This is a genomic window from Streptomyces sp. NPDC087263 (assembly GCF_044744645.1).
Taxonomy (GTDB): domain Bacteria; phylum Actinomycetota; class Actinomycetes; order Streptomycetales; family Streptomycetaceae; genus Streptomyces.
Map to the genome: position 1 here is coordinate 500,524 of NZ_JBIUYT010000007.1, position 24,948 is coordinate 525,471.

The 24,948-nt window shown below is 69.7% G+C and carries 23 protein-coding genes; 7 read left to right on the plus strand and 16 right to left on the minus strand.

From position 1 onward, the window contains the following. Nucleotides 1-13 precede the first annotated feature (13 nt). The 7 genes from hydA to ACIPC1_RS24940 form a co-directional block, all read right to left on the minus strand. Nucleotides 14-1,414 carry a dihydropyrimidinase gene (hydA, locus tag ACIPC1_RS24910; RefSeq protein WP_402520466.1) on the minus strand — a complete coding sequence of 467 codons (1,401 nt, stop codon included), beginning with the start codon at nucleotides 1,412-1,414 and terminating at the stop codon, nucleotides 14-16. A gap of 160 nt (nucleotides 1,415-1,574) precedes the next feature. Then, a complete protein-coding gene (locus tag ACIPC1_RS24915) occupies nucleotides 1,575-2,417 on the minus strand; it encodes a nitrilase-related carbon-nitrogen hydrolase (RefSeq protein WP_402520468.1) in 843 nt (280 codons plus the stop codon). 148 nt (nucleotides 2,418-2,565) lie between these two features. Next, nucleotides 2,566-4,122: a PucR family transcriptional regulator gene (locus ACIPC1_RS24920; RefSeq protein WP_402520470.1), complete on the minus strand. Its 1,557-nt coding sequence runs from the start codon at nucleotides 4,120-4,122 to the stop codon at nucleotides 2,566-2,568. A gap of 22 nt (nucleotides 4,123-4,144) precedes the next feature. Beyond that, nucleotides 4,145-5,431: an aspartate aminotransferase family protein gene (locus tag ACIPC1_RS24925; protein ID WP_402520472.1), complete on the minus strand. Its 1,287-nt coding sequence runs from the start codon at nucleotides 5,429-5,431 to the stop codon at nucleotides 4,145-4,147. Next, a complete protein-coding gene (locus ACIPC1_RS24930; RefSeq protein ID WP_365427199.1) occupies nucleotides 5,428-6,270 on the minus strand; it encodes a nitrilase-related carbon-nitrogen hydrolase in 843 nt (280 codons plus the stop codon). The genes ACIPC1_RS24925 and ACIPC1_RS24930 overlap by 4 nt, the downstream gene beginning before the upstream one ends. Nucleotides 6,271-6,445: 175 nt before the next feature. Further along, on the minus strand, nucleotides 6,446-8,365 hold the full coding sequence (locus ACIPC1_RS24935; RefSeq protein WP_402520475.1) for a hypothetical protein: 1,920 nt from the start codon (nucleotides 8,363-8,365) through the stop codon (nucleotides 6,446-6,448). Between the two features lie 174 nt (nucleotides 8,366-8,539). Next, on the minus strand, nucleotides 8,540-8,791 hold the full coding sequence (locus ACIPC1_RS24940; RefSeq protein WP_402520477.1) for a helix-turn-helix domain-containing protein: 252 nt from the start codon (nucleotides 8,789-8,791) through the stop codon (nucleotides 8,540-8,542). Nucleotides 8,792-8,823: 32 nt separating this feature from the next. Here ACIPC1_RS24940 and map point away from each other — a divergent pair, with 32 nt between their 5' ends. Continuing rightward, nucleotides 8,824-9,591, plus strand: coding sequence for a type I methionyl aminopeptidase (map, locus tag ACIPC1_RS24945; protein WP_402520479.1), 768 nt, complete (start codon nucleotides 8,824-8,826; stop codon nucleotides 9,589-9,591). A 104-nt stretch (nucleotides 9,592-9,695) separates the two neighbouring features. Here the strand turns inward: map and ggt are convergent, their stop codons facing one another. Next, entirely contained in the window at nucleotides 9,696-11,501 is a 1,806-nt protein-coding gene (gene ggt, locus ACIPC1_RS24950) for a gamma-glutamyltransferase (RefSeq protein WP_402520481.1), read from the minus strand. Between the two features lie 104 nt (nucleotides 11,502-11,605). Here ggt and ACIPC1_RS24955 point away from each other — a divergent pair, with 104 nt between their 5' ends. Both ACIPC1_RS24955 and ACIPC1_RS24960 read left to right on the plus strand, forming a co-directional pair. Further along, nucleotides 11,606-12,364 (plus strand): hypothetical protein, encoded by a 759-nt coding sequence (locus tag ACIPC1_RS24955; protein ID WP_384389007.1) that lies wholly within the window; start codon nucleotides 11,606-11,608, stop codon nucleotides 12,362-12,364. Between the two features lie 117 nt (nucleotides 12,365-12,481). Then, complete coding sequence (locus ACIPC1_RS24960) at nucleotides 12,482-14,056, plus strand: CocE/NonD family hydrolase (RefSeq protein WP_402520483.1); 1,575 nt, start codon at nucleotides 12,482-12,484, stop codon at nucleotides 14,054-14,056. Between the two features lie 48 nt (nucleotides 14,057-14,104). Here ACIPC1_RS24960 and ACIPC1_RS24965 read toward each other — a convergent pair whose 3' ends face one another. The 5 genes from ACIPC1_RS24965 to ACIPC1_RS24985 all read right to left on the minus strand — a co-directional run bounded on the left by ACIPC1_RS24965 (nucleotide 14,105) and on the right by ACIPC1_RS24985 (nucleotide 17,929). Continuing rightward, nucleotides 14,105-14,995 (minus strand): amino acid ABC transporter permease, encoded by an 891-nt coding sequence (locus ACIPC1_RS24965; RefSeq protein WP_402520485.1) that lies wholly within the window; start codon nucleotides 14,993-14,995, stop codon nucleotides 14,105-14,107. Beyond that, complete coding sequence (locus ACIPC1_RS24970; protein WP_402520487.1) at nucleotides 14,992-15,636, minus strand: amino acid ABC transporter permease; 645 nt, start codon at nucleotides 15,634-15,636, stop codon at nucleotides 14,992-14,994. Before ACIPC1_RS24970 ends, ACIPC1_RS24965 begins: the two co-directional genes overlap by 4 nt. 7 nt (nucleotides 15,637-15,643) lie before the next feature. Beyond that, nucleotides 15,644-16,561 (minus strand): glutamate ABC transporter substrate-binding protein, encoded by a 918-nt coding sequence (locus ACIPC1_RS24975; RefSeq protein ID WP_402520489.1) that lies wholly within the window; start codon nucleotides 16,559-16,561, stop codon nucleotides 15,644-15,646. A gap of 17 nt (nucleotides 16,562-16,578) precedes the next feature. Continuing rightward, nucleotides 16,579-17,322 carry an amino acid ABC transporter ATP-binding protein gene (locus ACIPC1_RS24980; protein ID WP_402520491.1) on the minus strand — a complete coding sequence of 248 codons (744 nt, stop codon included), beginning with the start codon at nucleotides 17,320-17,322 and terminating at the stop codon, nucleotides 16,579-16,581. Between the two features lie 166 nt (nucleotides 17,323-17,488). Next, nucleotides 17,489-17,929 (minus strand): DUF6278 family protein, encoded by a 441-nt coding sequence (locus tag ACIPC1_RS24985; protein ID WP_402520493.1) that lies wholly within the window; start codon nucleotides 17,927-17,929, stop codon nucleotides 17,489-17,491. Nucleotides 17,930-18,381: 452 nt separating this feature from the next. On the opposite strand from ACIPC1_RS24985, the gene ACIPC1_RS24990 reads away from it, so the two are divergent. The 3 genes from ACIPC1_RS24990 (at nucleotide 18,382) to ACIPC1_RS25000 (ending at nucleotide 21,091) form a co-directional block, all read left to right on the plus strand. Continuing rightward, the gene (locus ACIPC1_RS24990; RefSeq protein ID WP_402520495.1) at nucleotides 18,382-18,852 is read left to right on the plus strand and encodes an SPASM domain-containing protein; all 471 of its coding nucleotides are present in this window, start codon (nucleotides 18,382-18,384) and stop codon (nucleotides 18,850-18,852) included. After that, entirely contained in the window at nucleotides 18,836-20,449 is a 1,614-nt protein-coding gene (locus tag ACIPC1_RS24995; protein ID WP_402520497.1) for an FAD-dependent oxidoreductase, read from the plus strand. The genes ACIPC1_RS24990 and ACIPC1_RS24995 overlap by 17 nt, the downstream gene beginning before the upstream one ends. A gap of 75 nt (nucleotides 20,450-20,524) precedes the next feature. Further along, entirely contained in the window at nucleotides 20,525-21,091 is a 567-nt protein-coding gene (locus ACIPC1_RS25000) for a TetR family transcriptional regulator (RefSeq protein ID WP_402520499.1), read from the plus strand. 64 nt (nucleotides 21,092-21,155) lie between these two features. On the opposite strand, the gene ACIPC1_RS25005 is transcribed toward ACIPC1_RS25000, so the two are convergent. The 3 genes from ACIPC1_RS25005 to ACIPC1_RS25015 are packed head-to-tail and all read right to left on the minus strand — an operon-like array spanning nucleotide 21,156 to nucleotide 24,085. Then, complete coding sequence (locus ACIPC1_RS25005; RefSeq protein ID WP_402520501.1) at nucleotides 21,156-21,368, minus strand: acyl-CoA carboxylase epsilon subunit; 213 nt, start codon at nucleotides 21,366-21,368, stop codon at nucleotides 21,156-21,158. Between the two features lie 21 nt (nucleotides 21,369-21,389). Continuing rightward, nucleotides 21,390-23,003 (minus strand): acyl-CoA carboxylase subunit beta, encoded by a 1,614-nt coding sequence (locus ACIPC1_RS25010; RefSeq protein ID WP_402520503.1) that lies wholly within the window; start codon nucleotides 23,001-23,003, stop codon nucleotides 21,390-21,392. Next, complete coding sequence (locus ACIPC1_RS25015; protein ID WP_402520505.1) at nucleotides 23,000-24,085, minus strand: 3-oxoacyl-ACP synthase III family protein; 1,086 nt, start codon at nucleotides 24,083-24,085, stop codon at nucleotides 23,000-23,002. Before ACIPC1_RS25015 ends, ACIPC1_RS25010 begins: the two co-directional genes overlap by 4 nt. A 159-nt stretch (nucleotides 24,086-24,244) precedes the next feature. On the opposite strand from ACIPC1_RS25015, the gene ACIPC1_RS25020 reads away from it, so the two are divergent. Next, nucleotides 24,245-24,874 (plus strand): hypothetical protein, encoded by a 630-nt coding sequence (locus tag ACIPC1_RS25020; protein ID WP_402520507.1) that lies wholly within the window; start codon nucleotides 24,245-24,247, stop codon nucleotides 24,872-24,874. Nucleotides 24,875-24,948: the final 74 nt, after the last annotated feature.

Consider the following 24,948-nt stretch of genomic DNA (forward strand, 5'->3'; position numbering starts at 1 on the left):
GCTCGGAGAAGGTTCAGAGAAGGTACTGACAGGTGGAGCGGGGGGTGTAGACGCCGTGACCCGCGCGTCCGGTGAACTCCCGCTCGGTGATGACGTGTTCGCCGCGCGAGAGCACCGTCTCGACCCGGCCGGTGAGACGCTTGCCCTCGTACGCCGAGTAGTCGACGTTCATGTGGTGGGTCTCGGCCGACAGGACCTGCTCGGCGTGCGGGTCGTAGATGACGATGTCGGCGTCGGCGCCCGGCGCGATGGTGCCCTTCTTCGGGTACAGGCCGAACATCCGGGCCGGTGTCGCGCAGGCGATCTCGATCCAGCGGCGGCGCGAGATGTGTCCGTCGACGACGGCCTGGTGGAGCAGGTCCATCCTGTTCTCGACGCCCGGGAGTCCGTTGGGGATCTTCGAGAAGTCGCCGCGTCCGAGTTCCTTCTGGCCCACGAAGCAGAAGGGGCAGTGGTCGGTGGAGACGACCTGGAGGTCGTTCGTACGCAGTCCGCGCCACAGGGCGGCCTGGTGCTGCTTGGGCCGAAGTGGCGTACTGCACACGTACTTCGCGCCCTCGAAGTCGGGCTCGGCCAGGTTGTCCGTGGACAGGAAGAGGTACTGCGGACAGGTCTCACCGAAGACGTTCAGGCCCTCGTCGCGCGCCCGCGTCAGCTCGGCGACCGCCTCCTGCGCCGAGACATGCACGACGTACAGGGGCGCTCCGGCGACCTGCGCGAGTTTGATGGCACGGTGGGTGGCCTCGGCCTCGAGGAGCGCCTTGCGCACTTCGCCATGGAAGCGGGGGTCGGTCTCCCCGCGCGCCAGCGCCTGCTCCACCAGCACGTCGATCGCGATGCCGTTCTCCGCGTGCATCATGATCAGGCCGCCGTTCTCGGCGGAGCGCTGCATGGCGCGCAGGATCTGGCCGTCGTCGCTGTAGAAGACGCCCGGGTAGGCCATGAACTGCTTGAAGGAGGTGACGCCCTCCTCGACAAGGAGGTCCATCTCCTTGAGTGTCTCCTGGTTGACGTCGGAGACGATCATGTGGAAGCCGTAGTCGATGGCGCACTTGCCGTCCGCCTTGGCGTTCCAGGCGTCGAGGCCCTCGCGCAGCGAGTGGCCCACGCTCTGCACCGCGAAGTCGATGATGGTGGTGGTGCCGCCCCAGGCCGCGGCCCTGGTGCCCGTCTCGAAGGTGTCGGAGGCGAAGGTGCCGCCGAAGGGCAGCTCCATGTGGGTGTGCGCGTCGACGCCGCCCGGGATGACGTACTTGCCGGTGGCGTCCAAGGTCCGCTCGGCCGTCCACGCGTCGGCCGCCGGGGTGCCGGTGGCGGCGAGGGCGGCGATCCGGCCGTCCTCGATCAGGACGTCGGCATGGATCTCGTCGGACGCGGTGACGACGAGGCCACCACGGATGACGGTACGGCTCATGGTCCCTCTCCTTCCGGTCGTGCGTGCACTGAGGGAATACCGAAGCTGTTGAAGACTGGGGTCAACGCTGTTTCCTGGTAGGCAGATCGGTCCCGCGGGCCCGACCCCCCGTGAGCCGGGCCCGCGTGAACCGGACCGCCGTGCAGCGGACCCGCCGCGGCTACGGAGCCGTCAGCGGCCCGTACGCCCCCGGAGCGCGGTCCCGGTAGAACTGCCACCGGTCGCGCACCTCGCGGAGCTTGGCCAGGTCCAGGTCCCGGACGACGAGCTCGGTCTCCTTGTCGCCGGCCACCTCGCCGACGAACTGGGCTTCCGGGTCCACGAAGTACGAGGTCCCGTAGAAGTCGTTGTCGCCGTACTCCTCGACGCCCACCCGGTTGATCGCGCCCACGAAGTACTCGTTGGCGACGGCCGCGGCCGGCTGCTCCAGCTGCCACAGGTAGCCGGACAGGCCGCGCGAGGTGGCCGACGGGTTGAACACGATCTCGGCGCCCGCGAGGCCCAGCGCACGCCAGCCCTCCGGGAAGTGCCGGTCGTAGCAGATGTAGACACCGATCTTGCCGACGGCGGTGTCGAAGACCGGCCAGCCGGAGTTGCCCGGCCGGAAGTAGAACTTCTCCCAGAATCCCTGCACTTGGGGGATGTGGGTCTTGCGGTACTTGCCCAGGTACGATCCGTCGGCGTCGATCACGGCCGCGGTGTTGTACAGGACGCCGGGCTGCTCCTCCTCGTACATCGGCAGGACGAGGACGATGCCCAGTTCCCTGGCCAGCGCCTGGAAGCGCCGGACGATCGGGCCTTCGGGGATCTGCTCGGCGTACTCGTAGAACGCCTTGTCCTGGACCTGGCAGAAGTACGGCCCGTAGAACAGCTCCTGGAAGCACAGGACCTGTGCGCCCTGCGCGGCCGCGTCGCGGACCGCCTGCTCGTGGACCTGGATCATCGATTCCTTGTCGCCGGTCCACGCGGTCTGGAAGACGGCGGCTCGGATCACTCTGCTCATCGGGACCTCCGGTCGCTCGGTGTACGAGGAGCCTAGGAAGTCCTGATGCCGGGTTTGAGTTGCACCGTGTCACGTCTAGGGACGCCGGTCGTTCCACCGTGTCACTCTCGCCCGTACGCGCGCGTTTCCCTCTCATTTCCACGGCATTTCACCTCTGTTGGGCGTCGTGCGCGAGCAGCGCGATGTGTACGGAGGCGGCCTGCTCGAAGTCGTCGAGGTCCACGCCGAGGCGGGCCTCTATGACCTCAAGACGGCGATACAGCGCGGGCCTGCTGACATGGTGGAGCTGCGCGGTGCGCGATTTGTTGCGGCCGGTCGCGAGATACGTCCGCAGCACGGGCAGCAGTTCCGACTCGGCGTCCGCGTCGCACAGCAGCCCGTCCAACTCCCGCTCGGCGAAGGACTGCACGTTCGGGTCGTCCCGCAACAGCCGTACCAGGCCGCGCAGATGGACGTCACGCAGCCGCAGCAGAACCGGCTGCTCCTGGTCGGCGGGCGCGTCGGCGGCTGCCTCCGCGACATGCAGCGCCTCGCGCAGGCCCGCGGGGACGTCGTCCCATGCCGTACGGGGGGACGCGGCGGCCACGGTCGTAGGGGTGCCGCTCTCGTGCCGCAGCCGTACGGCGAAGTGGGTGGCCAGCGCCTCCGCGTCCTGGTCCCTGGCGAGGCTGAGCAGCACGGCGGTGGCCCCGTCCGCGAGCTCGGCGACCAGGCCCGGAAGCCCCAACAACCGCAGCACACGGTCGAGTTCGGCCGGATCACCGTCCCGCACCACCAGCGGCACGAACGCCCGCCGGTTGACGGGCAGCCCGGCCGCCCGCGCCCGCGGCAACAGCTGCCGGGCCGGTACGACACCGCTCACCAGGTCGGTCAGCAGGCTCTGCGCGGACTGCTCCTCCCAGGTGTGCACGGAGCTGCCGAGCATCCGGTGCAGGACGAGGGCCTCGGCGCCCCGGTCGGCGAGCAGCCGCCCGGTGGCGGCGGCGCCGCGGTACCCGCACAGCACGAGGCGGCCCCAGCGCTCCCCCCGCCCGCCCAGCTCGGCCCTGATCCACCCGTCGCCCTCGCTGCCGCCCGCCTGCCGGGAGATGCGCTCCCAGTCACGCAGCACGTCGTCCACGGCGGACCGCTCCCCCGCCGTGGCGAGGACCCGGTGAGCGACGTTGGTGACGACGACGGGGCAGGCGGCGTGCCCGGCGATCTCGTCGAGCATGCGCTGCAGCGGAGCGCCCGAGGTGATGAGCCCGGTCAGCGCCGTCCGTACGGCCTCGGAGAGGCTCACGGCCGCGAACTTGCTTCTGACCAGCCTGGATTGAACCTCTTCCGTCAACTCGGCGAAGGGAAAGGGCCGGTGGAGCACCACCATCGGCAGCCCGCACCGCTCGGCGGCCCTGCGCATCACGTCCGGCGGCGTGGGGAAGGCGCGGCCGAGTCCCAGGACGACGGCCGCGGCCTCCGCGCGGTGCAGCGAACGGATGTACTCGGCCTGCGCCTCCACGTCGCCGGCGAGCAACACCCCGGTGGTGAGCACCATTTCGCCGCCCGTGAGCATCACACCGACGTCGGCGGCCTCGGCGACATGCACCCAGCGCACGGCCCGGTCGAGATGGCTCGCCCCGGCCACCACCTCGGGCTCTCCGGCGAGCACCCGGTCCATGGTGAGGACCTGGCGTACGGAAAGCGCGGGCTCCAAGGCGGTGGTCATGGCGACGTTCCCTTACTCGGTCCTACGGGGTGATACACCTCAGCGCGCGCTCCAGGATCGCCGCGCCCTCCTCCGCCTCCGCGACGGTGAGGGTCAGCGGCGGCGCGATCCGCAGCACGCTGGTGTTGTGACCACCGCCCTTGCCGATCAGCAGGCCTGCGTCCCGGGCCGCTTCGAGCACGGCGGCGGCGCCTTCCGGATGAGCTTCGTCCGTGCCGGGCTTGACCAGCTCGACGCCGATCATCAACCCACGGCCGCGGACCTCCCGTACGCCGTCCATGTGCGCGGTGATCGCCCGTAGCCGCTCGATGAGCAGCCCGCCGACGCGCCGGGCGTTGCCCTGGAGGTCGTGTTCGAGGAGGTACGTGAGGTTCGCGAGACCTGCCGCCATGGTGACCGGCGAGCCGCCGAAGGTCGAAATGGAGTTGGAGTCGAGGCAGTTCATGATCTCGGCGCGGGCCACGACACCGCCGACGGACATGCCGTTGCCGATGCCCTTGGCGAAGGTGAGCATGTCCGGCGGCCCCGCCTCGGCGTGCGCCTGCCAGCCCCAGAAGTGCTCGCCCGTACGCCCCCAGCCGGTCTGCACCTCGTCGGAGATCCAGAGGATGCCGCGCTCGTGCAGGACCTCGCGGAAGGCCGCGAACAGACCGTCGGGCGGGGCCGTGAAACCGCCGACGCCCTGGACGGGCTCGGCGATCAGGGCCGCGGGCGGCCGCACATGGCCGAGCAGGTCCTCCAGGTCGGCGACGCAGGCCGCGATGAACTCGGCGTCGCTGAGATGGGCGTAGGGACCACGGGTGCGGACGCCGCCATGGACGTACAGCGTCTGGAGCGGTGAGAGCGAGGTCGGCGACCAGCCCTTGTTGCCGGTGATGCCGACCGTGGTGAACGAGCGGCCGTGGTAGCTGTTGCGCATCGCCAGGATCTGGTTGCTCCGGCGGTACGCGGTGGCGAGCAGCAGGGCCGTGTCGTTGGCCTCCGTGCCGGAGGTGGTGAAGAAGACGCGCGCGTCCGGGATGCCGGACAACTGGGCGATCCGCTCGGCGAGTTCGACCATCGGCCGGTTGAGATAGAGGGTCGAGGAGTGGATGATCCGTCCGGCCTGCTCGCTCACCGCCTTCGTGACCTCGGGCAGCGCGTGCGCCGTCATGGTGGTGAGGATGCCGCCGAAGAAGTCGAGGTACTTGTTGCCCTTGGCGTCCCAGACGTGCCGGCCCTCGCCGTGGGTGATCTCGATCGGGTCCTCGTAGTAGAGGGCGAGCCAGTCGGGCAGCACGGCCTTGTGGCGCGCATACAGGTCGGTCACGGCTGCACCAGCCCCTCGTAGGCGTCGGGACGCCGGTCGCGGTAGAACGCCCACTGCTGGCGCACTTCGTCGATCAGGTCGAAGTCGAGGTCGCGGACGATGAGTTCCTCGGCCTTGTCGCTCGCCGTCTCACCGACGAACTGGCCGCGCGGGTCGACGAAGTACGAGGTTCCGTAGAAGTCGTTGTCGCCGTACTCTTCTTCGCCGACCCGGTTGATCGCGGCGATGAAGTACTCGTTGGCGACGGCCGCGGCGGGCTGTTCCAGCTGCCAGAGGTGGGAGGAGAGGCCGCGGGAGGTGGCCGACGGGTTGTAGACGAGCTGGGCGCCGTTGAGACCGAGCTGACGCCAGCCCTCGGGGAAGTGGCGGTCGTAGCAGATGTAGACGCCGACGCGGCCCACCGCGGTGTCGAAGACGGGCCAGCCCAGGTTCCCCGGTTTGAAGTAGTACTTCTCCCAGAAGCCCTTGACCTGGGGGATGTGGTGCTTGCGGTACTTGCCGAGGTAGCTGCCGTCGGCGTCGATCACCGCCGCGGTGTTGAAGTAGAAGCCGGACTGTTCGACCTCGAAGACGGGCACGACGATGACCATGCCGGTCTCACGGGCGAGCTCCTGCATACGCGTGACGGTGGGGCCGTCCGGCACGGGCTCCGCCCAGCTGTAGTGCTCGGGCTCCTGGACCTGGCAGAAGTAGGGCGCGTTGAAGACTTCCTGGAAGCCGATGATCTTGGCGCCCTGCCGGGCCGCCTCGCGGGCGTGCTCCTCGTGCTTGGCGACCATGGATGCGGTGTCGCCGGTCCAGGTGGCCTGGACGAGAGCGGCGCGTACGACGTTGGCCATGAGCTGCTCCTTCGACAGGGACGTCAGAGAGCTTCTACGCCCGTAGACAAAGGCGGTAGAGGCTCGAAAGTAAGCCCACTGAACAGCCTTGCCAAGACCATCGTCGTTAACCCGCTGAGTCGATCACGTTTCGCACCTCTTGTGGGTGAGCGCGCGGGACCCGCGCCGGGCCGGGTCAGCTGGTGAACCCGGCGACTCGGAGGGCGTGGACAAGATCCCGGTGGCGCTCCTCGGAAACCCCCTTCGCGGCCTCCAGAAGGAGCGGCACCAGCCGCTGCGGGTCCGCTTCCGCGCTGTGGACCGTCTCCTCGGGGGTGCGCATCCGTACGTACGCGCCGAGGAGCGCGCGGATCTCCCGGTGTCGGCCCTCTTCCGCGAGGCCCAGTACGGCGGCCCCGATCTCCGGCGCGGGGCGGGCGACGCCCTGGCGCAGCAACTGCTGCCCGTCGGCTGTGCGACCCGCCGCGACGAGCGCGTCCGCGGCGGCGACCAGCCGGTCGGCGGGCAGCGAGGCGGCCTCCCACAGCAGGGTGGCCCAGTCGGCGTCGAGGCTCGCGCGGTGCAGTTCGGCGGCGAGCAGCGGGAAGCGGGGGGCCGGCCAGTACGCGGCCTCCACGAGCAGGGCGTGCGCCTCACCGCTGCGGCCCTCGCTCCGGAGCCGGACCAGTGCACCCACGGTCTCGACGGTGTCCCGGCGGGCGTCGTCGTCCAACGGGACCCGCCGCGGCTGCGCCGTCTCCGTCTCCGTGGCGGCTCCGGCGAAACGGGCTCCACGGGGGGCATGGCCGCCTTTCCCGGCCGGGGCGGGCACGGCGGGCGCCACCGCCTCGGGGGCGTCCGAGGGGGGCGTCTCCGTCTCCGGCTCCATCATTCCGGCGAAGCGGGCACTGCCTCGGGGGCGGCGCTTGGAGCGTTGCTTGGTGGGGGGCGTGCGGTCTTCGGTGGGGGGCTGGGGGGTGCCGGACTGCGCGCCGGGCGCGTGGGGGCTGTCGGGTCGCGTGTCAGGGGCGTGTACGTCGTCACGGTGCGCCGCAGCGGGGCGGGAGCCGTCGTCGCGCTGGGCGGTGGGGGCGTACGCGCCGTCGCGCTGGGGGCGTGCGCCGTGGCTGGAACCGTCGGCGCCGTACGCGCCTTCACGCTGGGCTTGCGGAGCGTACTCCGGGGCGTACTCATCCGGATACGCACCGGCAGACGGGGCGTACGCGCCGTCGCGCTGGGTGTGCGCGCCGGGGCTGGAACCGTCCGCGCCGTACGCGCCTTCACGCTGGGCTTGCGGAGCGTACTCCGCGGCGTACTCATCCGGATACGCACCGGCAGCGTTGTTCGAGGCGGGGCCCGGGAAGGGCGCCCCCGAGACCGCCCCGTCGTCCGGCATCCCGCCATCCGCGGACAGCGACGACGGTCCCGTCTGCTCCGGGACGCGCGCGCGGCGGCGAGCCGCCCGGCCCGGCCCCAGCCCCCCGCGACCCGCCTCGGCCGACCGGTCCCCATCGCCTTGCCGAGCAGCGGCCCCGTCAGGGGGCTCCGCCCCGCTCTCGGGCTCCCACATCCCGAGGTTCGGTGCGCTCCGGGAATGCGGGTTCAGGGCGTTCCGGTCGATCTCGTCCATCCGGCGGCGGGTCTCCGCGCAGCGGGCGGTCGCCCGTTCGTGGTCGTCGCGGGCCCAGGCGAGGTCGAGGCCGATCGAGTCGGCCTCCTCCTGCGAGGAGGCCGAGCGGAGCAACCGGTCCAGCTCCGCCTGACGCTCCGCGGCATAACGCTGTTCGCGGAGAACGACGTCGAGACGGTCGGCCAGGGCGTCGCGGCCACCCGGCCGGGCGTCGTACGCGGCGAGCGAGGCACCGTGCAGGGCGCGGGCCCGCTCGGTCTCCCGGGCGGCGGCGCGGTCGCCGTACTCAGCCGCGACGTCCTGGAGGAGTGCCTCCACGACGTCCCAGGGCGGCACCTCCCACCCACCCAGGCAGGCCCGCATTCCATCGGGGTCGCGCTGCCAGAACACTCCGCACCAGCCGCCACCCTGGTCGAGCCGTTCCATCAGCGTGTTCAGAAACCTTGCGAACTCCCCCACCTGAACCGGGAGTTGTTCCACAGCCATCACACAACTCCCGCCAGAATGGAGTGCTCTGATCCGGTAGAAAACACCCTCCGTGTTACGGAACGGCTACGACTAGTTTTCGGACCGGACGCAGAGTCCTTTGATCCCACCGGGAGTTGCGGTGATCCGGCGGGGATCCGGAAGCCCTCGGGGGGCCGAAGACGGACACGCCGGTCACACCACGACCAACACGCACTCCCCCGCGAGGTCGTCCATGGAGAGCCCGAGCGCCCGCGCGAGCGCCGCCACGGTGAAGAAGGCGGGGGTGGGCGCCCGCCCGGTCTCGATCTTGCGCAGGGTCTCGGCGGAGATCCCGGCGCGTGCGGCGACCTGAGCCATGCTCCGGTCACCGCGGGCTTCACGCAGCAGCCGCCCGAGCCGCTCGCCACGCTCACGCTCTTCGGGGGTCAGGGGGTTACGGACCATGCCCGCATTCTAATACCGGTATAGTAATTGGCATGGTGGAACTGAAGACGGACACATCGATCGACGAGATGTACGAGGCGGGCCAGGTCGTGGGGCGAGCCCTCACCGCGGTGCGGGAGGCCGCGGACGTGGGCGTCTCGCTCCTGGAACTGGACGAGATCGCACACCAGATCCTGCGCGACGCGGGGGCGGGCTCCCCCTTCCTCGACTACCGCCCCTCGTTCGCGACGACCCCGTTCCCCGCGGTCATCTGCGCGTCCGTGAACAACGCGATCGTGCACGGCATCCCGACCGGCTACCGGTTGCGCGACGGCGACCTGGTCTCCATCGACTTCGGCGCCGAACTGGGCGGCTGGGTGGGCGACTCGGCGATCAGCTTCACCGTCGGAACGCCGCGCGCCGCCGACGTACGCCTCATCGAGACCGCCGAGCGGGCCCTCGCCGCGGGCATCGCGGCCGCCGTGGTCGGCAACCGCATCGGGGACATCGCGCACGCCATCGGCACGGTGTGCCGCACCGCGGGGTACGGCATCCCGCAGGGCTTCGGCGGCCACGGCATCGGCCGCCGTATGCACGAGGACCCGTCCGTCCCGAACGAGGGCCGCCCCGGCCGCGGTTTCCCGCTCCGCCACGGCATGGCCCTCGCCATCGAGCCCATGCTCATCGGCGGCGGCACCGACGATTACCACGAGGCCCCCGACGGCTGGACCCTCCGCACGAACGACGGCTCGCGCGCGGCCCACGCGGAACACACCGTGGCGATCACGGACGCGGGCCCGCGCATCCTGACGGCGCGCTGACACCCGTACCGGCGCACGTCCGGTGAGATGGGCGTGCCCCAGGGGCGACCGCACCCGGTGAGGCGGACGGCGAGGCCGTCCGCCTCGTCGCCGCCTCGTCGCCGCTACGACGCCGGCCGCACCACCATCGCCGACCCGCCGCCCCGCCGTACCGTCTCCGCCGCCGCGAGCCACTGCCCGTTGGGCAGCCGCTGTACGCCCGTCGCCGCGCCGATCTCGGGGTTCTGCCGGAAGGCCTGTCCGACGGACTCCAGCTGAGCCTTCAACGGACTGTTCCACAGGCCCGGTTCGAGTTCGGTGGTGGTCTGGTTGCGCTGGCTCGCGCGCGGTGCCGCGATGGCGTCCACCAGCGGAAGACCTCTGTCCACGAACTCCGTCAGGGTCTGCAGCACGGTCGTGATGATCGTCGCGCCACCGGGCGAACCGAGCGCCACGACCGGCTTGTTGTGCTGGTCGAGGACGATCGTCGGCGAGATCGACGAGCGCGGCCGCTTGCCGGGGCCCGGCAGGTTCGGGTCGGGCACGTCCGGGCTCGCCGGGGTGAAGGAGAAGTCCGTCAGCTCGTTGTTGAGGATGAACCCGCGGCCCGGGACCGTGATGCCGCTGCCGCCGGTCTGCTCGATGGTCAGGGTGTACGCGACGACGTTGCCCCACTTGTCGGCCACCGTCAGGTGCGTGGTGTTCTCGCCCTCGTACGTCGTCGGTGCCGCCGTTCCGGCCGTCGAGCAGGCCGCCGGATTACGCGGGTCACCCGGCGCGAGCGGGCTCGTCAGTGTCGCGTCGTCCTTGATCAGGCACTCGCGCGAGTCGGCGTACTTCTGCGACAGCAGTTCCTTCGTCGGTACGTCCTCGAAGGCCGGGTCGCCCACCCAGCGCCCCCGGTCCGCGAACGCGATCCGGCTCGCCTCGATGTAGCGGTGCAGGTACTCCGCCTCGCTCGCCTTCGAAAGGTCGGTCTTCTCAAGGATGTTGAGCGCCTCGCCGACCGTGGTGCCGCCCGAGGAGGACGGGGCGATCGAGTAGACGTTCAGACCCCGGTACGAGGTCTTCGTGGGCGCCTGCTGCTTCGCCTCGTACGCCGCGAGGTCCTTGAGCGACAGCTCGCCGGGGCGGGCGTTGTAGCCCGAACTCGGGTCCACCGGCGGATTGTTCACCGTGTCGACGATCTCCTGGCCGAGCTCGCCGTGGTAGATCTCGTCGACGCCCTTCCTGCCCAACTCCTGGTACGTACGGGCCAGATCGGGGTTCTTGAAGGTCGAGCCGACCACCGGGAGCGAGCCGTCGGGAAGGAACAGCTCGGCGGTGTCCGGGAAGTTCTTGAACCGGGCCTGGTTGGACTCGGTCTGCGAGCGGAAGGTGGCGTCGACCGTGAAGCCGTCGCGCGCGAGGCGCTCGGCGGGCTTGAGCACGGTGCTCAGCCGCTTGCTGCCCCAGCTGTCCAGCGCGGTCTGCCAGGTCGCGGGCGTGCCCGGCGTGCCCACGCCCAGTCCGCTGGTCACGGCGTCGGCGAAGGGGATCGGCTGCCCGTTCTCCAGGAACAGCCCGGAGTCGGCCGTCAGCGGCGCGGTCTCCCGGCCGTCGATGGTGTGCACCTTGCCGGACTTGGCGTCGTAGTAGACGAAGTAGCCGCCCCCGCCGATGCCCGACGAGTAGGGCTCGGTGACACCGAGGGCCGCCGCGGTGGCGACCGCGGCGTCCACCGCGTTGCCGCCCTTCTTCAGGACCTCGATCCCGGCGGCGGAGGCGTCCGCGTCGACACTGGCCACCGCACCGCCGTAGCCGACGGCGACCGGCACCTTCTCCGCGGCGGCCCCGCCGCCGGTGGCGGACGGTGGCGCCGCCGCACCGACCGACACCACCGCGGCCGAAACCGCCAAAACCGCCAGACTCCGCGCAACAGGGCGACGCATCCGTACCTCCAGTAGACAACCGTCCGCGCAGCGTAACTTCAGCACAGAGCTCACGTCAGGACCCCCTCGAACACCGTTGCGCATTCCCGCTAGCATGCGCGCCCATGACTGACGACGTGCGCAACATCGTCCTGGGCGTGCTCGCCGCCGGCATCAGCGCCGCGCTCGGCTGGCTCGCACGGACCTATCTGTGGAAGCGGAAGCTCCGCCGCAAGCAGGCCTTCTTCGGGCTGCCGGCCAACTCCGAGTCGCTGCTGGTGGTCAACCGCGACGCGGGCAGCGCCGACCTCGCGGTGCACCGCTACGACGTGTTCGCGCTTCTGGAACTCGCCGCGCTCATCAAGGACTGCGGCGCGCACGCCGAGGTGATCACCCAGGACGCGGCCCGGCAGGGCTTCGGAGAGCGGACGGAGTTCTGCGTCGGCGGCCCGGGGTCGAACCGGCGCATGGCGGCCCATATGCAGGCCATGCTGCCCGGGGTCCGCGTGAACACCGACCCAGAACCGGTCCCGGACCGGCTGGCGTTCCAGGTCGGCAGTGAGCGCTACCGCATGGAGCAGGGCGTGACCGAGTACGTGCTGCTTGCACGGCTCACGGCCGGGCAACCCGGCCCGGCCCGGCCGGTGTTCCTGTTCTGCGGCCAGCGCGCGATCACCAACCAGGCGGCCTCCCGCTATCTGGCCCGCAACCACGAACGACTGGCCCGCAAGCACGGCAACGACTCCTTCGTCCTCCTCCTGAAGGTCGTCAACTCCCAGGCATACGGCCCCGACGTCGTCGAGCTGGTCGCGGATGTGACACGCGCGGCACGGGCCCCGCTGCCGGAGGCGACCGCGGCTCGGAACTCCCACCGCGCCTCGTAGGTTTCATCACCTTTCAACAATCGTTACTGCCGCGTAACTTACCGACGGGTTACTTACGGTAATCCGCCGAGGTTACTGTCGGGTCACTTTGCACGTGCACGAGTAGGGAGTGACCCCGTGGGACACCCGCGCAAGGCTCTGCGCATGACCGCCACCAGCGTCGTCTCGGCGACCCTGATCGCGGGCACCACCCTCGGCCCGGCCACCGCCGCCCAGGCCTCCCCCAGCACGACGGGTGTCCGTTTCGTAGACATCGCCGGAGACGGCGGCACCGTCCTCAAGGCCAACGTCGTCACCCCCTCGGGCGCCGCCGGTACACACGGCTACCCGCTCATCGTGCTGCCCACGAGCTGGGGCCTGCCGCAGGTCGAGTACCTCGCCCAGGCCCAGAAACTGGCGGACTCCGGCTATGTGGTGGTCAGTTACAACGTCCGCGGCTTCTGGCAGTCCGGCGGGGAGATAGAAGTGGCGGGCCCACCGGACATGGCCGACGTGTCCAAGGTGATCGACTGGGCGCTCGCGAACACCCCGTCCGACGCCGGGAAGATCGGCATGGCGGGCATGTCGTACGGCGCGGGCATCAGCCTGCTCGCTGCCGCGCACGACCCGCGGATCAAGGCGGTTGCCGCGCTCAGCGGCTGGGCGGACCTGATCGAATCGATCTACTCGGGCCGCACCCAGCACGTCCAGGCGGCCGCCCTGCTGGACGGCGTCGGCACGCTCACGGGCCGTCCCAGCGCCGAACTCCAGCAGGTGTTCAAGGACTTCTTCGCCTCCGACCTCTCCAGGGAGCCGGAGATCATCGCCTGGGGAAAGAAACGTTCCCCAGGCGCCTACGTCGACCAGATCAACGCCAACGGGGCCGCCATCATGATGGCCAACACCTGGGGCGACACGATCTTTCCGCCCAATGAATACGCCAAGTTCTACGAGCAGTTGACCGGCCCCAAGCGCCTGGAGTTCCGCCCCGGCGACCACGCCACCGCCGAGGTGACCGGTCTCCTCGGGCTCCCCAACGACGTGTGGACGGATACCGACCGCTGGTTCGACCACTACCTCAAGGGCGAGGACAACGGCATCGACCGCGAGCAGCCGGTCCAGCTCAAGTCCCGCTCCACAGGCGGCTACGAGGGCTACCCGAACTGGAAGTCGGTCGGCGCGACGACGGAGAGGATCGCCCTCGCGGGCACGACCACGATCAGCACGAACGTCGACTCGGGCGCGAACGGCGGAGTCATCTTCCTCTCCAGCATCCTCGACCAGCTCGCCCAGCTGCCCCCGGCGGCGTCGATCCCGCTGCTCCCGCGCCGCTGGGCGGCCGTCTGGCAGTCGGAGCGGTACGGGAGCGCCCAACAGGTGCGCGGCACTGTCACGTTGCACACCACGGTCACCGGCACCAAGGAGAGCGGAACCCTCGTCGCGTACCTCTACGACGTGGGCCCGCTCGGCCTCGGCAAGCTGGTCAGCAACGCGCCGTACACCTTCCACGGGCAGACACCCGGAAAGCCGTTCGGCGTCGACCTGGAGTTGTTCTCCACGGCCTACGACGTCCCGGCAGGGCATCGGCTCGCCCTGGTCGTCGACACGGTCGACCCGCTCTACATCGAGCACAACCCGTCCGGCGCGCAGCTGACCTTCTCCTCGCCGGGGCACGACCCGTCGTATGTGTCCGTGCCCCTGCGCAAGCAGTGATCTCCGGCTGCTGCCGGGCGGGTTGAGGGCCCGTGAGCTGCTGCTCCCCTACAATCTCGGGGCTGTGGGGGGACCCCCACCCGGCAGCAGCGTCCCTGGTTCGGCCGGTGCCACATCCACGGCCTCGGTCTTGGGACTGCGCTGCTCCCGCCGGGACACCCATTGGGCGAACCAGCTGAGCAGCATGCACATCCCGATGTAGATCGGCGAGATCACCATCACCACGGGGATGAACGGCAAATCGTAGTCGAGGTTCGACGCGATGAGCTTGCCGGCGTGGAGAAACTCCTCGTAGGTGATCAGATAGCCCAGCGAGGTGTCCTTCAGGGCCACCACCAACTGGCTGATGATGGTGGGCAGCATGGACCGTACGGCCTGTGGCACGAGGACGTACGCCATCACCTTGGACTTACGCATGCCGAGCGCGAACGCCGCCTCCCGCTGGCCGCGTTCGACGGAGTTGACGCCCGAGCGGAAGACCTCGGCGAGCACCGAGCCGTTGTAGAGGGTCAGACCGGTGACCAGCGCGGGCAGCGGCTGCACCTTGAGCGCCACGAAGATGAAGAAGATCATCACCAGTACGGGCATGGCGCGGAAGAACTCGACGAGCAGGGTGGAGATCCAGCGCACCGGCCTGTGATCCGACAGCCGGCCCGTCGCGAGCACGGTGCCCAGTGCGAGGGACAGCACGGCGGCGAGACCGAAGGCCTTCAGCGTGTTGCCCAGGCCTCTCAGCAGCAGCTCCTGAATGCCCTTGTACTCGAAGGGCATCCACTTCGTGTACGTGAACTGGTCGGTGTCGAACAGGAGATACAGAAGCCAGCCGATGAGCCCGAGGATCACGGTGGTGGACAAGGCCCCGTACATCCGGTGCCGCCCGCGGGTCTTGGGCCCCGGGATGTCGTAGAGGGCGGTGGATTCGGTGGCGGTGGCGGTCATCGGGCGACTCCCCAGCGCTTTTCGAGGACATTGAAGACCGCGCTGATGGCGAGGGTGATGATCAGGTATCCGAGGGCGATCCAGACGAAGGTCCAGACGATGTCGTAGCCGAGTTCGCTGAGGGTCTTGTAGGTGCCGAGCAGTTCGGTGACGCTGAAGGCCCCCGCGATCGCCGAGTTCTTGGCGAGCGCGATGAGCGTGGAGCCGACCGGCGGGATCACCGAGCGGAAGGCCTGCGGCAGGACGACCAAGGACAGGGTCTGCCCGAACGTCATACCGAGGCTGCGGGCCGCCTCACCCTGCCCCTTGGGCACCGTGTTGATGCCCGACCGCAGCGCCTCGCAGATGAAGGCCGAGGTGTAGCAGCCGAGCGCCAGGATCGCGAACACCTCGAAGGGCAGCACGAGTCCGAAGCGCGGCAGGCCGAGCAGCACCGCGAAGAACAGCAGGGTGAGCGGGGTGTTGCGCAGGACCGTGACCCAGGCCGTGCCGAGGGCCCGCAGCGAGCCGACCGGCGCCACCCGGAAGGAGGCCATCAGGAAGCCGAGGGCCAGGGCCAACAGCGAGGCGTAGAAGGTGAGTTCGACGGTGCCGAGGAAACCGTCGCCGAAGGTGGAGAAGTTGTCTGTCAGTACGTTCACGACGCCCTCAACTCCCCTGGTAGCGGTCGATCTTGGGCGGGGTGGGCGCGGGCACTCCGGACAGGCCGAGTGTCGCCTCGTACGCCTTCTTCCAGTCGCCGTTCTTCTCGCGGGCCTCCAATGCGTCGTCGAGCGCGAGCCGCAGCGCGTTGTCGCCGCGCGGTACGCCGATGCCGTACGGCTCCTCGGAGAACGGCTTGCCGACGACCTTGAGTTCGTCGGGCACCTTCGCCGCGTAGCCGATCAGGATGGCGTCGTCGGTGGTGACGGCGTCCACCTGGTAGGTGAGCAGGTTGTCCACGCAGACCGAGTAGGTGTCGTACGAGACGAGCTTCGCCTTCGGGTAGTCGGCCTTGATGCGCTGGTACGGGGTCGAACCGGCCGCCGAGCAGACGGTCCTGCCCGCGAGGTCCTGCGGGCCGTGGATGTCGTTCTCGTCGGTGCGCACCAGCAGCGACTGACCGGCCATGTAGTACGGGCCGGCGAAGCCGACGAGCTTCTTGCGCAGGTCGTTGATGGTGTACGTGCCGACGTAGTAGTCGATCTGGCCGTTCTGCAGGGCGGTTTCGCGGTTCGCCGAGGCGATCGTCCTGAAGTGGACCGTCTGTGGGGCGAGGCCGAGGGAGGCCGACATCATCTTGGCGATCTCGATGTCGAAGCCAGAGTAGACGCCGCTCGCCGGGTCCTTCTCGCCCAGGTAGGGCTGGTCCTCCTTGGCACCGACGGTGAAGTAGCCGCGCTTCTCGGCACGCTTCCAGGTGGCCGATGAGGGGAGCTGAAAGCCTTGTGTCACCTGGTAGTTGGGCAGTTTCCCGGCGGCGGGACCCTTGGTGGGCGGGCTGCCCTCCTTGCCGCAGGCCACGGCCGTGGAGATCAGTGCCGTAAGCGCCGCGAGGGTGCGGCACACACGTGAGGTACGGATCATGCGGTGCGCTCCCCCGCTCAGTGCTTGAGGATCTTGGAGAGGAAGTCCTTGGCGCGCTCGCTGCGCGGGTTGGTGAAGAACTCCTCCGGGGTGCGGTCCTCGACGATACGGCCGTCGGACATGAAGACGACGCGGTTGGCGGCGGAGCGCGCGAAGCCCATCTCATGGGTGACGACGACCATCGTCATACCGTCGCGCGCCAGTTGCTGCATGACCTCGAGCACTTCGTTGATCATCTCGGGGTCGAGCGCCGAGGTCGGCTCGTCGAAGAGGAGAGCCTTCGGATCCATGGCGAGGGCGCGGGCGATGGCCACGCGCTGCTGCTGTCCGCCGGAGAGCTGTGCCGGGTACTTCGGGGCCTGCGAGGCGAGCCCCACGCGGTCCAGGAGTTCGTGGGAGCGCTTGTCGGCCTCCTGGCGCTTGCGGCCGCGGACCTTGATCTGGGCGAGTGAGACGTTCTGGAGAACCGTCTTGTGGGCGAAGAGGTTGAAGGACTGGAAGACCATGCCCACCTCGGCGCGGAGCTGGGCGAGCGCCTTGCCCTCATCGGGGAGCGGCTGACCATCGAGTTTGATCGTCCCCGACGCGATGGTCTCCAGCCGGTTGATCGCCCGACACAGTGTCGATTTGCCCGACCCCGACGGGCCGATGACGACGACCACCTCCCCCTTGCCGACGGTGAGGTTGATGTCCTGAAGGACATGCAATTCCCCGAAGTACTTGTTCACGTCATGCAGCTCGATCAACGGATCGACAGCCATGCCCGGCCCTACCCACTCTCAGCTGTGTCGCAGTTGCCGCAAACTATCGGGACAAGAACGGACTTATTGCGCGACACGCACTTTTCAGGCATTAGCCGTATTGTGCGGTTAGGGTCTGTCTGACAATTCCCGTCGTCGCCCGCAGGCGGAAATTGTCGGACAGGCCCTAACCCTCCGACACCTCGGCGTACAGCTGTGAGAGTTCGGGCTCACCGCTGGACGCCCAGGTCTGACCGGAGGCGACCACGTCGATCTCACGGCCGGACGGCAGAAGTACCACGGGATGGCCGTTGGGCCAGACCTGCCAGACGGCTCCGGGGACGGTGCGCACGATCACCGTGCCGACGTACAGACCCGCGTCGTTGCCGAGCCACGGAAGGCTCTCCTCGTCGTCCCGCCAGCGCGGCAGCAGTTGGTCGAGCGCTTCCAACGAGGCCACGGAGTCGTCGAGTTCGACCCCCGCCAACTCCGCCTGGGAGCGCAGCAGATCACACTCGGCGAGGAGTTCGGCGACACCCTCGGCGTCGACGGCACCGTCGGAGAGCACCGCGACACCGAAGGCGGGGCCGCGCCTCTTGCGCCAGTTGCCGAGGAAGGGGATGTTCATCGGCCCAGCGTGTCATTCACGCCGGGCCGCGCACCACCGGCGCGCGGAACACCAGTTCCCCGCACATCGACCGCGGGCCACGCCTCCACTCCCGCACACCGGCCGCGCGCCGCACCCTCACCCCCTTCCGGGCCGGCCGTCCACGCGCCTTGCCAACAGTATTCATCCTTCGTAGAGTTCAACGATACATGAGTTCAACATCCGTTGACTTCAGCGTTCCGCCATCCCGTGCCCAGGAGAGGCAGGGCTCGTGCAGAAGATCACCTCCCGGGTGAACGAAGGCCGGCTGGTCGCTCTCCCGCCGAACGGGCAGGCAGATCTCCTTGCCGCGTCGGCAAGGGAGTTGATCGAGCGTCACAACGCGGGGCGTTCGGTGGCCGCGGACGAGTCGATGAGCCACATGCGCTCTGATCCGCCGGTCACGCTGGACGGGTTCAGCACCCGTCCCCGGCGTGTACACCATCCAGTTCTGCCGGCGCCTGGAGCGTGCCGTGGGCCAGCAGAAGTGCGGCCGCTCGGTCGTCCACGTCAACAGCCTCGGCGACGTGGACCCATGCAGCAACTGCGTGTCCGGGCAGCGCTACCGGGCCGGGACCATGACCACGAGGTCGTTCGCTCAGATCGGGGAGCACGGCTTCGACGAGTTCCGCGACATCCGCTTCAACGACCACTCCGCCTGCGGCCCGTGCCCGGTGGCCCACGAGGACGTCTGGTGTCAGTTCCGCTGCCCTCCGCCGGCCCGGAACACCCCACCGGCGACCCCAGGGGCTGCGGCGCGACCGAGTACCTGCATCTCCGGCCGGTACTGGAGCCGCCGCAAGCAGCGCAACGTACGGCTGACAGCTTCGCCGAGCTCTGTCACCTCGCAACCACCGCACTCTCCGCCCACCGTCCAAGGAGGATCCCGTGGCCGTCGCCCCTGAGCAGTCCGTCATAGTGGTCGGGGCCGGGCCCACCGGTCTCGCCCTGGCCTGTGAGCTGGCCACTGCCGGTGTGTCCTGCACCGTCCTCGAACGCCGCCTCACACCGTCCGGCCAGTCCCGCGCCATGGGCCTGTACAGCAGGACGATGGAAGTCCTCGATCTGCGCGGCCACGCCGACGCGTTGGCGGCCCTCGGCCGCCCGGTCGGCCGCATGGTGCCGGCGCGTGGAGCGATGGTCGACTTCGCCGAACTGGACAGCCGGTTCCCCTATCTCAACGTCATCCCGCAGAGCCGGACCGAAGAGGTGCTGCAACAGCGCGCGCTCGGCCTCGGGGTCACCGTCGAGCGCGAGGCCGAGGTGTTCGGCCTGGAGCAGGACGGCTCCGGTGTCACGCTCCAAGTGCGCTCAGGGGCCGGGGAGTGGGAGGAGAGCGCCGACTTCGTCGTCGGCTGCGACGGCGCTCACAGCGTTGTACGCGAACTCTCCGGCATCGGCTTCCGCGGCCACACGTACGACATCGCACCGATCCTCGCCGATGTCCGGCTGCGCAAGCCGCCGCCGGACGATCTGCTGCTGCTCTCCGGCGGTGGTGGCGTCATGGTCTCGGTGCCGTACGGCGGCGGCCTGTACCGCATCGCGGTGGCGCGCCGGGACCGGCCGTGGACACGCGATCCCGTGACCCTGGAGGAACTCGGCGCTCTGCTCACGCGGGCGCTCGGCTTCGACCCCGAACCGTACGCCCCCGAGTGGCTCGCCCGGTTCAAGATCCACCAGCGGATCGCCGACCAGTACCGGACCGGGCGGGTCCTGCTGGCCGGGGACGCCGCGCATCTGCATTCGCCACTGGGCGGACAGGGCCTCAACCTGGGCATTCAGGATGCCGTCAATCTGGGGTGGAAGCTCGCCGCCGAGGTCCAGGGCTGGGCGCCTGCCGACCTGCTCGACTCGTACGAGACTGAGCGTAGGCCGCAGGCCGAGCGGATCCTGCAGACCACCGACCGGGCCACCCGACTGGCCACCACCACTTCGGCGGCCCTGACCGCGCTGCGCCGCACCGCGCTCGCGAAGGCCCTCTCGCACCGCCGGATCCAGAGGTTCGTCGGGGAGTCGATCTCAGGTCTGCGAGCCGACTACGCGCGCCGCGGTGTGCGGGGCGGGCTTCGGATGCGCGCGGGACAGCGGGTGCCCGACCTGACGGTCCCCCGGGCCGGGGCCGCCCCGGTGCGGCTGTACGAGCTGATGCGGGACGGCCGGTTCCTGCTGCTCGACCTCAGCGACGACGGCCGGGCCGCCGCTCTCACCGAGGCCTGGGGCTCCCGGGTGAGTCCGGTCCGGGTCGGCGGTCCGCTTCCCGAACTCACCGGCGTCAGAACCCTGTTGGTGCGACCGGACGGCTACGCGGCGTGGGTGGCGGGCGAGGAGGAGCCGGGCGGACGTGATGAACGGGTACGCGACGAACGGGTACGGGACGCGCTGCACCGGTGGTGCGGCGTGGAAGGGCCGGCGCCGCAGCCGGGCCCCGTGGCCGCCGGTCACGCCGGCCCCGTGACAGCGCCGGTGTCCGAGCCCGAGTCCGCCCGCGCCGAACAGAGGTGAGGAGCGGCACATGGGGGCCGTCCGCCGCGCCCGACCTCGTACTCGCCCACATCTGATCAGCGAAGGGCCACAGCCGTGGAACAGAGCGCATCACCTCGTTCCCAACGTACGCGCGAGGCGATCCTGTACGCCGCACGCGTCCACTTCGGCTCACACGGGTACCAGCGAGCCACAATTCGCGCCATAGCGGCCACCGCGGCGATAGATCCCTCCATGGTCATGCGCTACTTCGGGAGCAAGGAGCAGCTCTTCGACGCCGCCCTCGATCTCGACCTGAGGCTGCCCGACCTCACCGGTACGCCTCCCGAGCTGCTCCCGCACGCCCTCATCACCCGGTTCCTCGCGCCGTGGGAGAACGACACGGACGAGGGTTCGCTGCGGCTGCTGCTGCGCTCCGCGGCGACCAACGAGCGAGCCGCGGAGCGCCTGCGCCGCATCCTCCACGAGCAGCTCACCAGCAGCCTGACCGGTGTGCTCGGTGCCGAACGCGCGGCCTCCAGCAGTGGACTGGTCGCCGCCCAGCTCCTGGGCGTGGCGTTCGCCCGCTATCTGCTGCGCCTACAGCCGATCGCCGACCTGTCGGTGCAGGCCCTGGCCGACCTGGTCGCACCTTCGATGCGTACGGCACTCGCGGATCCCTGATCACCCCTGACGCACAGCGTGCCCGTCGCCGCCACCACGACGGCGACGGGCACGCTGCCCTGCCTCAGCTGCGCCAGCTCAGCGGCGACCGGTAGGGACTGCGGTGCCCTGGGCGCTCCCACAACGGCATGACGGAGACCTCGTCCCGTGCGGCGTCCGCGGTCTGTGCGGCGGCGCGGGCGAGCAGCACGGCGGTCAGGGCCGCGAGTTCCGCGTCGGGGATGTCACCTCCCCTGATCACACGGACGAGAGTCGGTGCTTCGGCTGCTGTGGTCATGACGCTCCTTCAGTTACCGTGTCAGTGCGGTGGGTTGCCGTGTTTGCGCGCTGCCAGGTCCGCGTGCTTGGTCCGGAGCATGCGCAGGGATTCGATGAGCACCCGGCGTGTGTCGACCGGGTCGATGACGTCGTCAAGCAGGCCGCGCTCGGCTGCGTAGTAGGGGTGCATCAGCTCGGCCTTGTACTCCTTGACCATCTGCCGACGCATCGCTTCGGGATCGTCCGCCGCCCGGATCCTGCGCCGGAAGATCACATCGGCGGCGCCTTCCGCGCCCATCACCGCGATCTCGTTGGTGGGCCAGGCGTACGAAAGGTCCGCTCCCACGGAGCGGGAGTCCATGACGATGTACGCGCCGCCATACGCCTTGCGCAGCACCAGGGAGATCCGGGGGACGGTCGCGTTGCAGTATGCGTACAGGAGCTTCGCGCCGTGCCGGATGATGCCGTTGTGCTCCTGGTCGACGCCGGGGAGGAAGCCGGGCACGTCGACCAGGGTGACCAACGGGATGTTGAACGCGTCGCACAGCTGGACGAAGCGGGCCGCCTTGTCGCTGGCGTCGATGTCGAGCACCCCCGCCAGTGCCTGCGGCTGGTTGGCGACGATCCCCACCACCTGTCCGCCGAGCCGGGCGAGCGCGACGATCACATTGGTCGCCCACCCCTCGTGGACCTCGAGGAACTCGCCCTCGTCCACGATCTCGTCGATCACGCGCCGCATGTCGTACGGACGGCTGCCGTCGGCGGGCACCAGGTCGAGCAGCGCCTCGCACCGCCGGTCCGCCGGGTCCTCGGAGGGCGCCGCCGGCGCGGTGTCCCGGTTGTTCTGCGGCAGCAGTGAGAGCAGATAGCGGACCTCGTCCAGACAGGTGGGTTCGTCGTCGTACGCGAAGTGCGCGACCCCCGACCTCTCGGCGTGCACGTCCGCGCCTCCCAGACCGTTGTGCGTCACCTGCTCCCCGGTGACCGTCCGGACGACGTCGGGGCCGGTGATGAACATCTGCGAGGTCTCGCGCACCATGAACACGAAGTCGGTCAGAGCCGGGGAGTATGCCGCCCCGCCGGCACAGGGTCCGAGCATCACGCTGATCTGAGGAATCACTCCGGACGCCCGGGCGTTGCGGGTGAAGATTCCTCCGTACCCGGCCAGGGCGGTGACACCCTCCTGGATCCGCGCACCTGCTCCGTCATTGAGCGAGACCAGTGGGGCCCCGGCGGCGATCGCTCGGTCCATGATCCGGTGGATCTTCTCCGCGTGCGCCTCTCCGAGGGCGCCGCCGAAGATACGGAAGTCATGGGCGTAGACGAACACGGTCGCCCCGTGCACCGTGCCCCATCCGGTGACCACCCCGTCGGTGTAGGGCCTCTTGTCCTCCAGCCCGAATCCCGTCGCGCGATGCCGCCGCAAGGGCTCCACCTCGTGGAACGACCCCTCGTCCAGGAGCAGGGCGATGCGTTCCCGGGCCGTCAGTTTTCCCTTCGCACGCTGCGCGGCGGTCGCCTTCTCGTCCTGGCCCCGCTCGGCCAGCTCCCGGATCGCCCGCAACCGGGCCACGCGGCCCCTGACGTCCGACGCGGGCTCGACGTCCGGAGCGGGCCGGGCGGGCGGCGGCGCAGTCGGGTCGCCGGAGGTCACGGCGCCAGCGGCGAGCGGTGGTCGCCGACCGTGAGGAGGTGCGGTACCACCGAACTCCCGCCGGTCGCCGAGGAGTTCTCCCGGGCACCCATCGACCAGTTCAGCAGCGCCATGCCGAGGCTCATCCCGCCGCCGAACGCGGCGAGGACGACCAGGTCCCCCGGCGCTGCCGCCCCCGCGCGGTCCATCTCGGCCAGGGTGATCGGCACGGAGGCGGCTCCCGTGTTGGCGTACCGCTCCAGCGTGAGGTGGAGGGCGGCACGGTGCAGACCGAGCTCCGGCCAGAGTTCGGCGAGCATGATGCCGTTCGCCTGGTGCGGGACGAAGTGCTGTACGGCGTCCGCCGGGACCGCTGCGCGGCGCAGCAGTGCTTCGATCTCTACGGGGAGTGTGCGCTGGACGAAGTCGCGCACACCGCGGCCGTCCATCCGGAAGTAGTGCCCGCCCTCCATCACGGTCTCCGGCGAGGACGGCCGACGGCTGCCGCCGGCGACGACGCGGATAAGTTGGTGGGCATCGCCTCGCGAGATCAGCGAGACCTGTCGCAGGCCCAGGCCCGGTGCGACCGGTCCGAGGACCGCCGCCCCTGCGCCGTCCCCGAAGAGCGCGGCCGTCCGGCGGTCGCTGTAGTCGAGGATGCGGGAGTAGATGTCGGCGCCGATGACCAGTCCGTGACGCGGCTCGCCGCCGGTGGCACCGCTCAGCAGCTTCTCCACCGCCTTGAGGGCATAGACGAAGCCGCTGCACACCGCGTTGACATCGAAGGCCGCGGCCCTGCGGGCGCCGATGCGGTGCTGCACGAGGGCGGCCGTGGCCGGCTGCGGATGGTCGGGAGTAGAGGTGGCAACCACCACGTACGCGAGTTGATCCGCCGTCAGACCCGCGCTGTCCAGAGCTCGTTGGGCAGCCTCAACGGCCAGGTCCGAGGTGGCCTCGTGCGGCGCGGCTCGCCGCCGTTCGCGGATCCCGGTCTTGCGGACGATCCACTCGTCGGTCACGCCGGCGCCGTGTCCGATCTCCGCGTTGCTGATGATGGCCTCGGGCAGATAGGAGCCCACTCCGACAATGCCGATGGACTGCACGATTCCTCCTCGGGCAGCGGCGAGCCATGACTTAACTCACCATGCGTTGAAATCATCGCAGACGAGCTTGACGAATTCAACACCGAAAGAGTTCACTAGATGGTGAAATAATCGAACGCGCCTGACCAACGCCCCCATACTCAAAGGGAGTTGCAGACCATGACGTTCACCAGCATAGGGACCGCGGCCGAGGCCCGGGCCGAGGCGACCCAGGCCCTGATCTCCGCAGGCCGCACCCTCTTCACTCGGCGCGGCTACCGGCAGACCGACTTCGCGGACCTGGCCAGGACCGCGGGTCTGGAGCCGGAGTTCGCCCGCGAGCTCCTCCCGGACAAGGCCGCGGTTTTCGGCGCCCTGATCGAACGGACCGTCAAGGTGGCGGGGCTGCTGGGTCCCGCGGTGGCCGAGGGTGTCGACGAAGACCTGCCGACCCGCCTCGCCCGCACCTATCTCACCCTGTGGGAGCCCGGCGAGGAGGAGTCCCCCCTGATCGAGGTGTACCGCGTCGCGCTCTCCGACAAGGAGGCCTCCGCGGTGCTGCGCGAGTGCATCTCCGACTCCCTCAACACGTCGGTCGGCAGCGAACTGGCTACTCAGGACGCGGAACTGCGCACCGCGCTCTTCGGCGCCCAACTGGCCGGCACCGCCATCGTCCGCCACCTGGTCGGAGCCGCACCTCTCACCTCCGCGGACATCGAGACGGTGATCGAAACGGTCACGCCCAGCCTGCGGCACACGCTGCTCGGACCCAACAGCTCCCGGCGATCACACCCACGCACGGTACGGTGACGGGCGGCTGACGGGGAGTCGGCAACGGCACCAGCTTCCCGGAACGCCCACGGAATCCTGAGCGCCACCCATGG

Coding starts and splice junctions, on each gene's coding strand:
- hydA (WP_402520466.1), bottom strand. CDS start 1,414: ATGAGCCGTACCGTCATCCGTGGTGGCCTCGTCGTCACCGCGTCCGAC.
- ACIPC1_RS24915 (WP_402520468.1), bottom strand. CDS start 2,417: ATGAGCAGAGTGATCCGAGCCGCCGTCTTCCAGACCGCGTGGACCGGC.
- ACIPC1_RS24920 (WP_402520470.1), bottom strand. CDS start 4,122: ATGACCACCGCCTTGGAGCCCGCGCTTTCCGTACGCCAGGTCCTCACC.
- ACIPC1_RS24930 (WP_365427199.1), bottom strand. CDS start 6,270: ATGGCCAACGTCGTACGCGCCGCTCTCGTCCAGGCCACCTGGACCGGC.
- ACIPC1_RS24935 (WP_402520475.1), bottom strand. CDS start 8,365: ATGGCTGTGGAACAACTCCCGGTTCAGGTGGGGGAGTTCGCAAGGTTT.
- ACIPC1_RS24940 (WP_402520477.1), bottom strand. CDS start 8,791: ATGGTCCGTAACCCCCTGACCCCCGAAGAGCGTGAGCGTGGCGAGCGG.
- map (WP_402520479.1), top strand. CDS start 8,824: ATGGTGGAACTGAAGACGGACACATCGATCGACGAGATGTACGAGGCG.
- ggt (WP_402520481.1), bottom strand. CDS start 11,501: ATGCGTCGCCCTGTTGCGCGGAGTCTGGCGGTTTTGGCGGTTTCGGCC.
- ACIPC1_RS24955 (WP_384389007.1), top strand. CDS start 11,606: ATGACTGACGACGTGCGCAACATCGTCCTGGGCGTGCTCGCCGCCGGC.
- ACIPC1_RS24965 (WP_402520485.1), bottom strand. CDS start 14,995: ATGACCGCCACCGCCACCGAATCCACCGCCCTCTACGACATCCCGGGG.
- ACIPC1_RS24975 (WP_402520489.1), bottom strand. CDS start 16,561: ATGATCCGTACCTCACGTGTGTGCCGCACCCTCGCGGCGCTTACGGCA.
- ACIPC1_RS24980 (WP_402520491.1), bottom strand. CDS start 17,322: ATGGCTGTCGATCCGTTGATCGAGCTGCATGACGTGAACAAGTACTTC.
- ACIPC1_RS24985 (WP_402520493.1), bottom strand. CDS start 17,929: ATGAACATCCCCTTCCTCGGCAACTGGCGCAAGAGGCGCGGCCCCGCC.
- ACIPC1_RS25005 (WP_402520501.1), bottom strand. CDS start 21,368: ATGACCACAGCAGCCGAAGCACCGACTCTCGTCCGTGTGATCAGGGGA.
- ACIPC1_RS25020 (WP_402520507.1), top strand. CDS start 24,245: ATGACGTTCACCAGCATAGGGACCGCGGCCGAGGCCCGGGCCGAGGCG.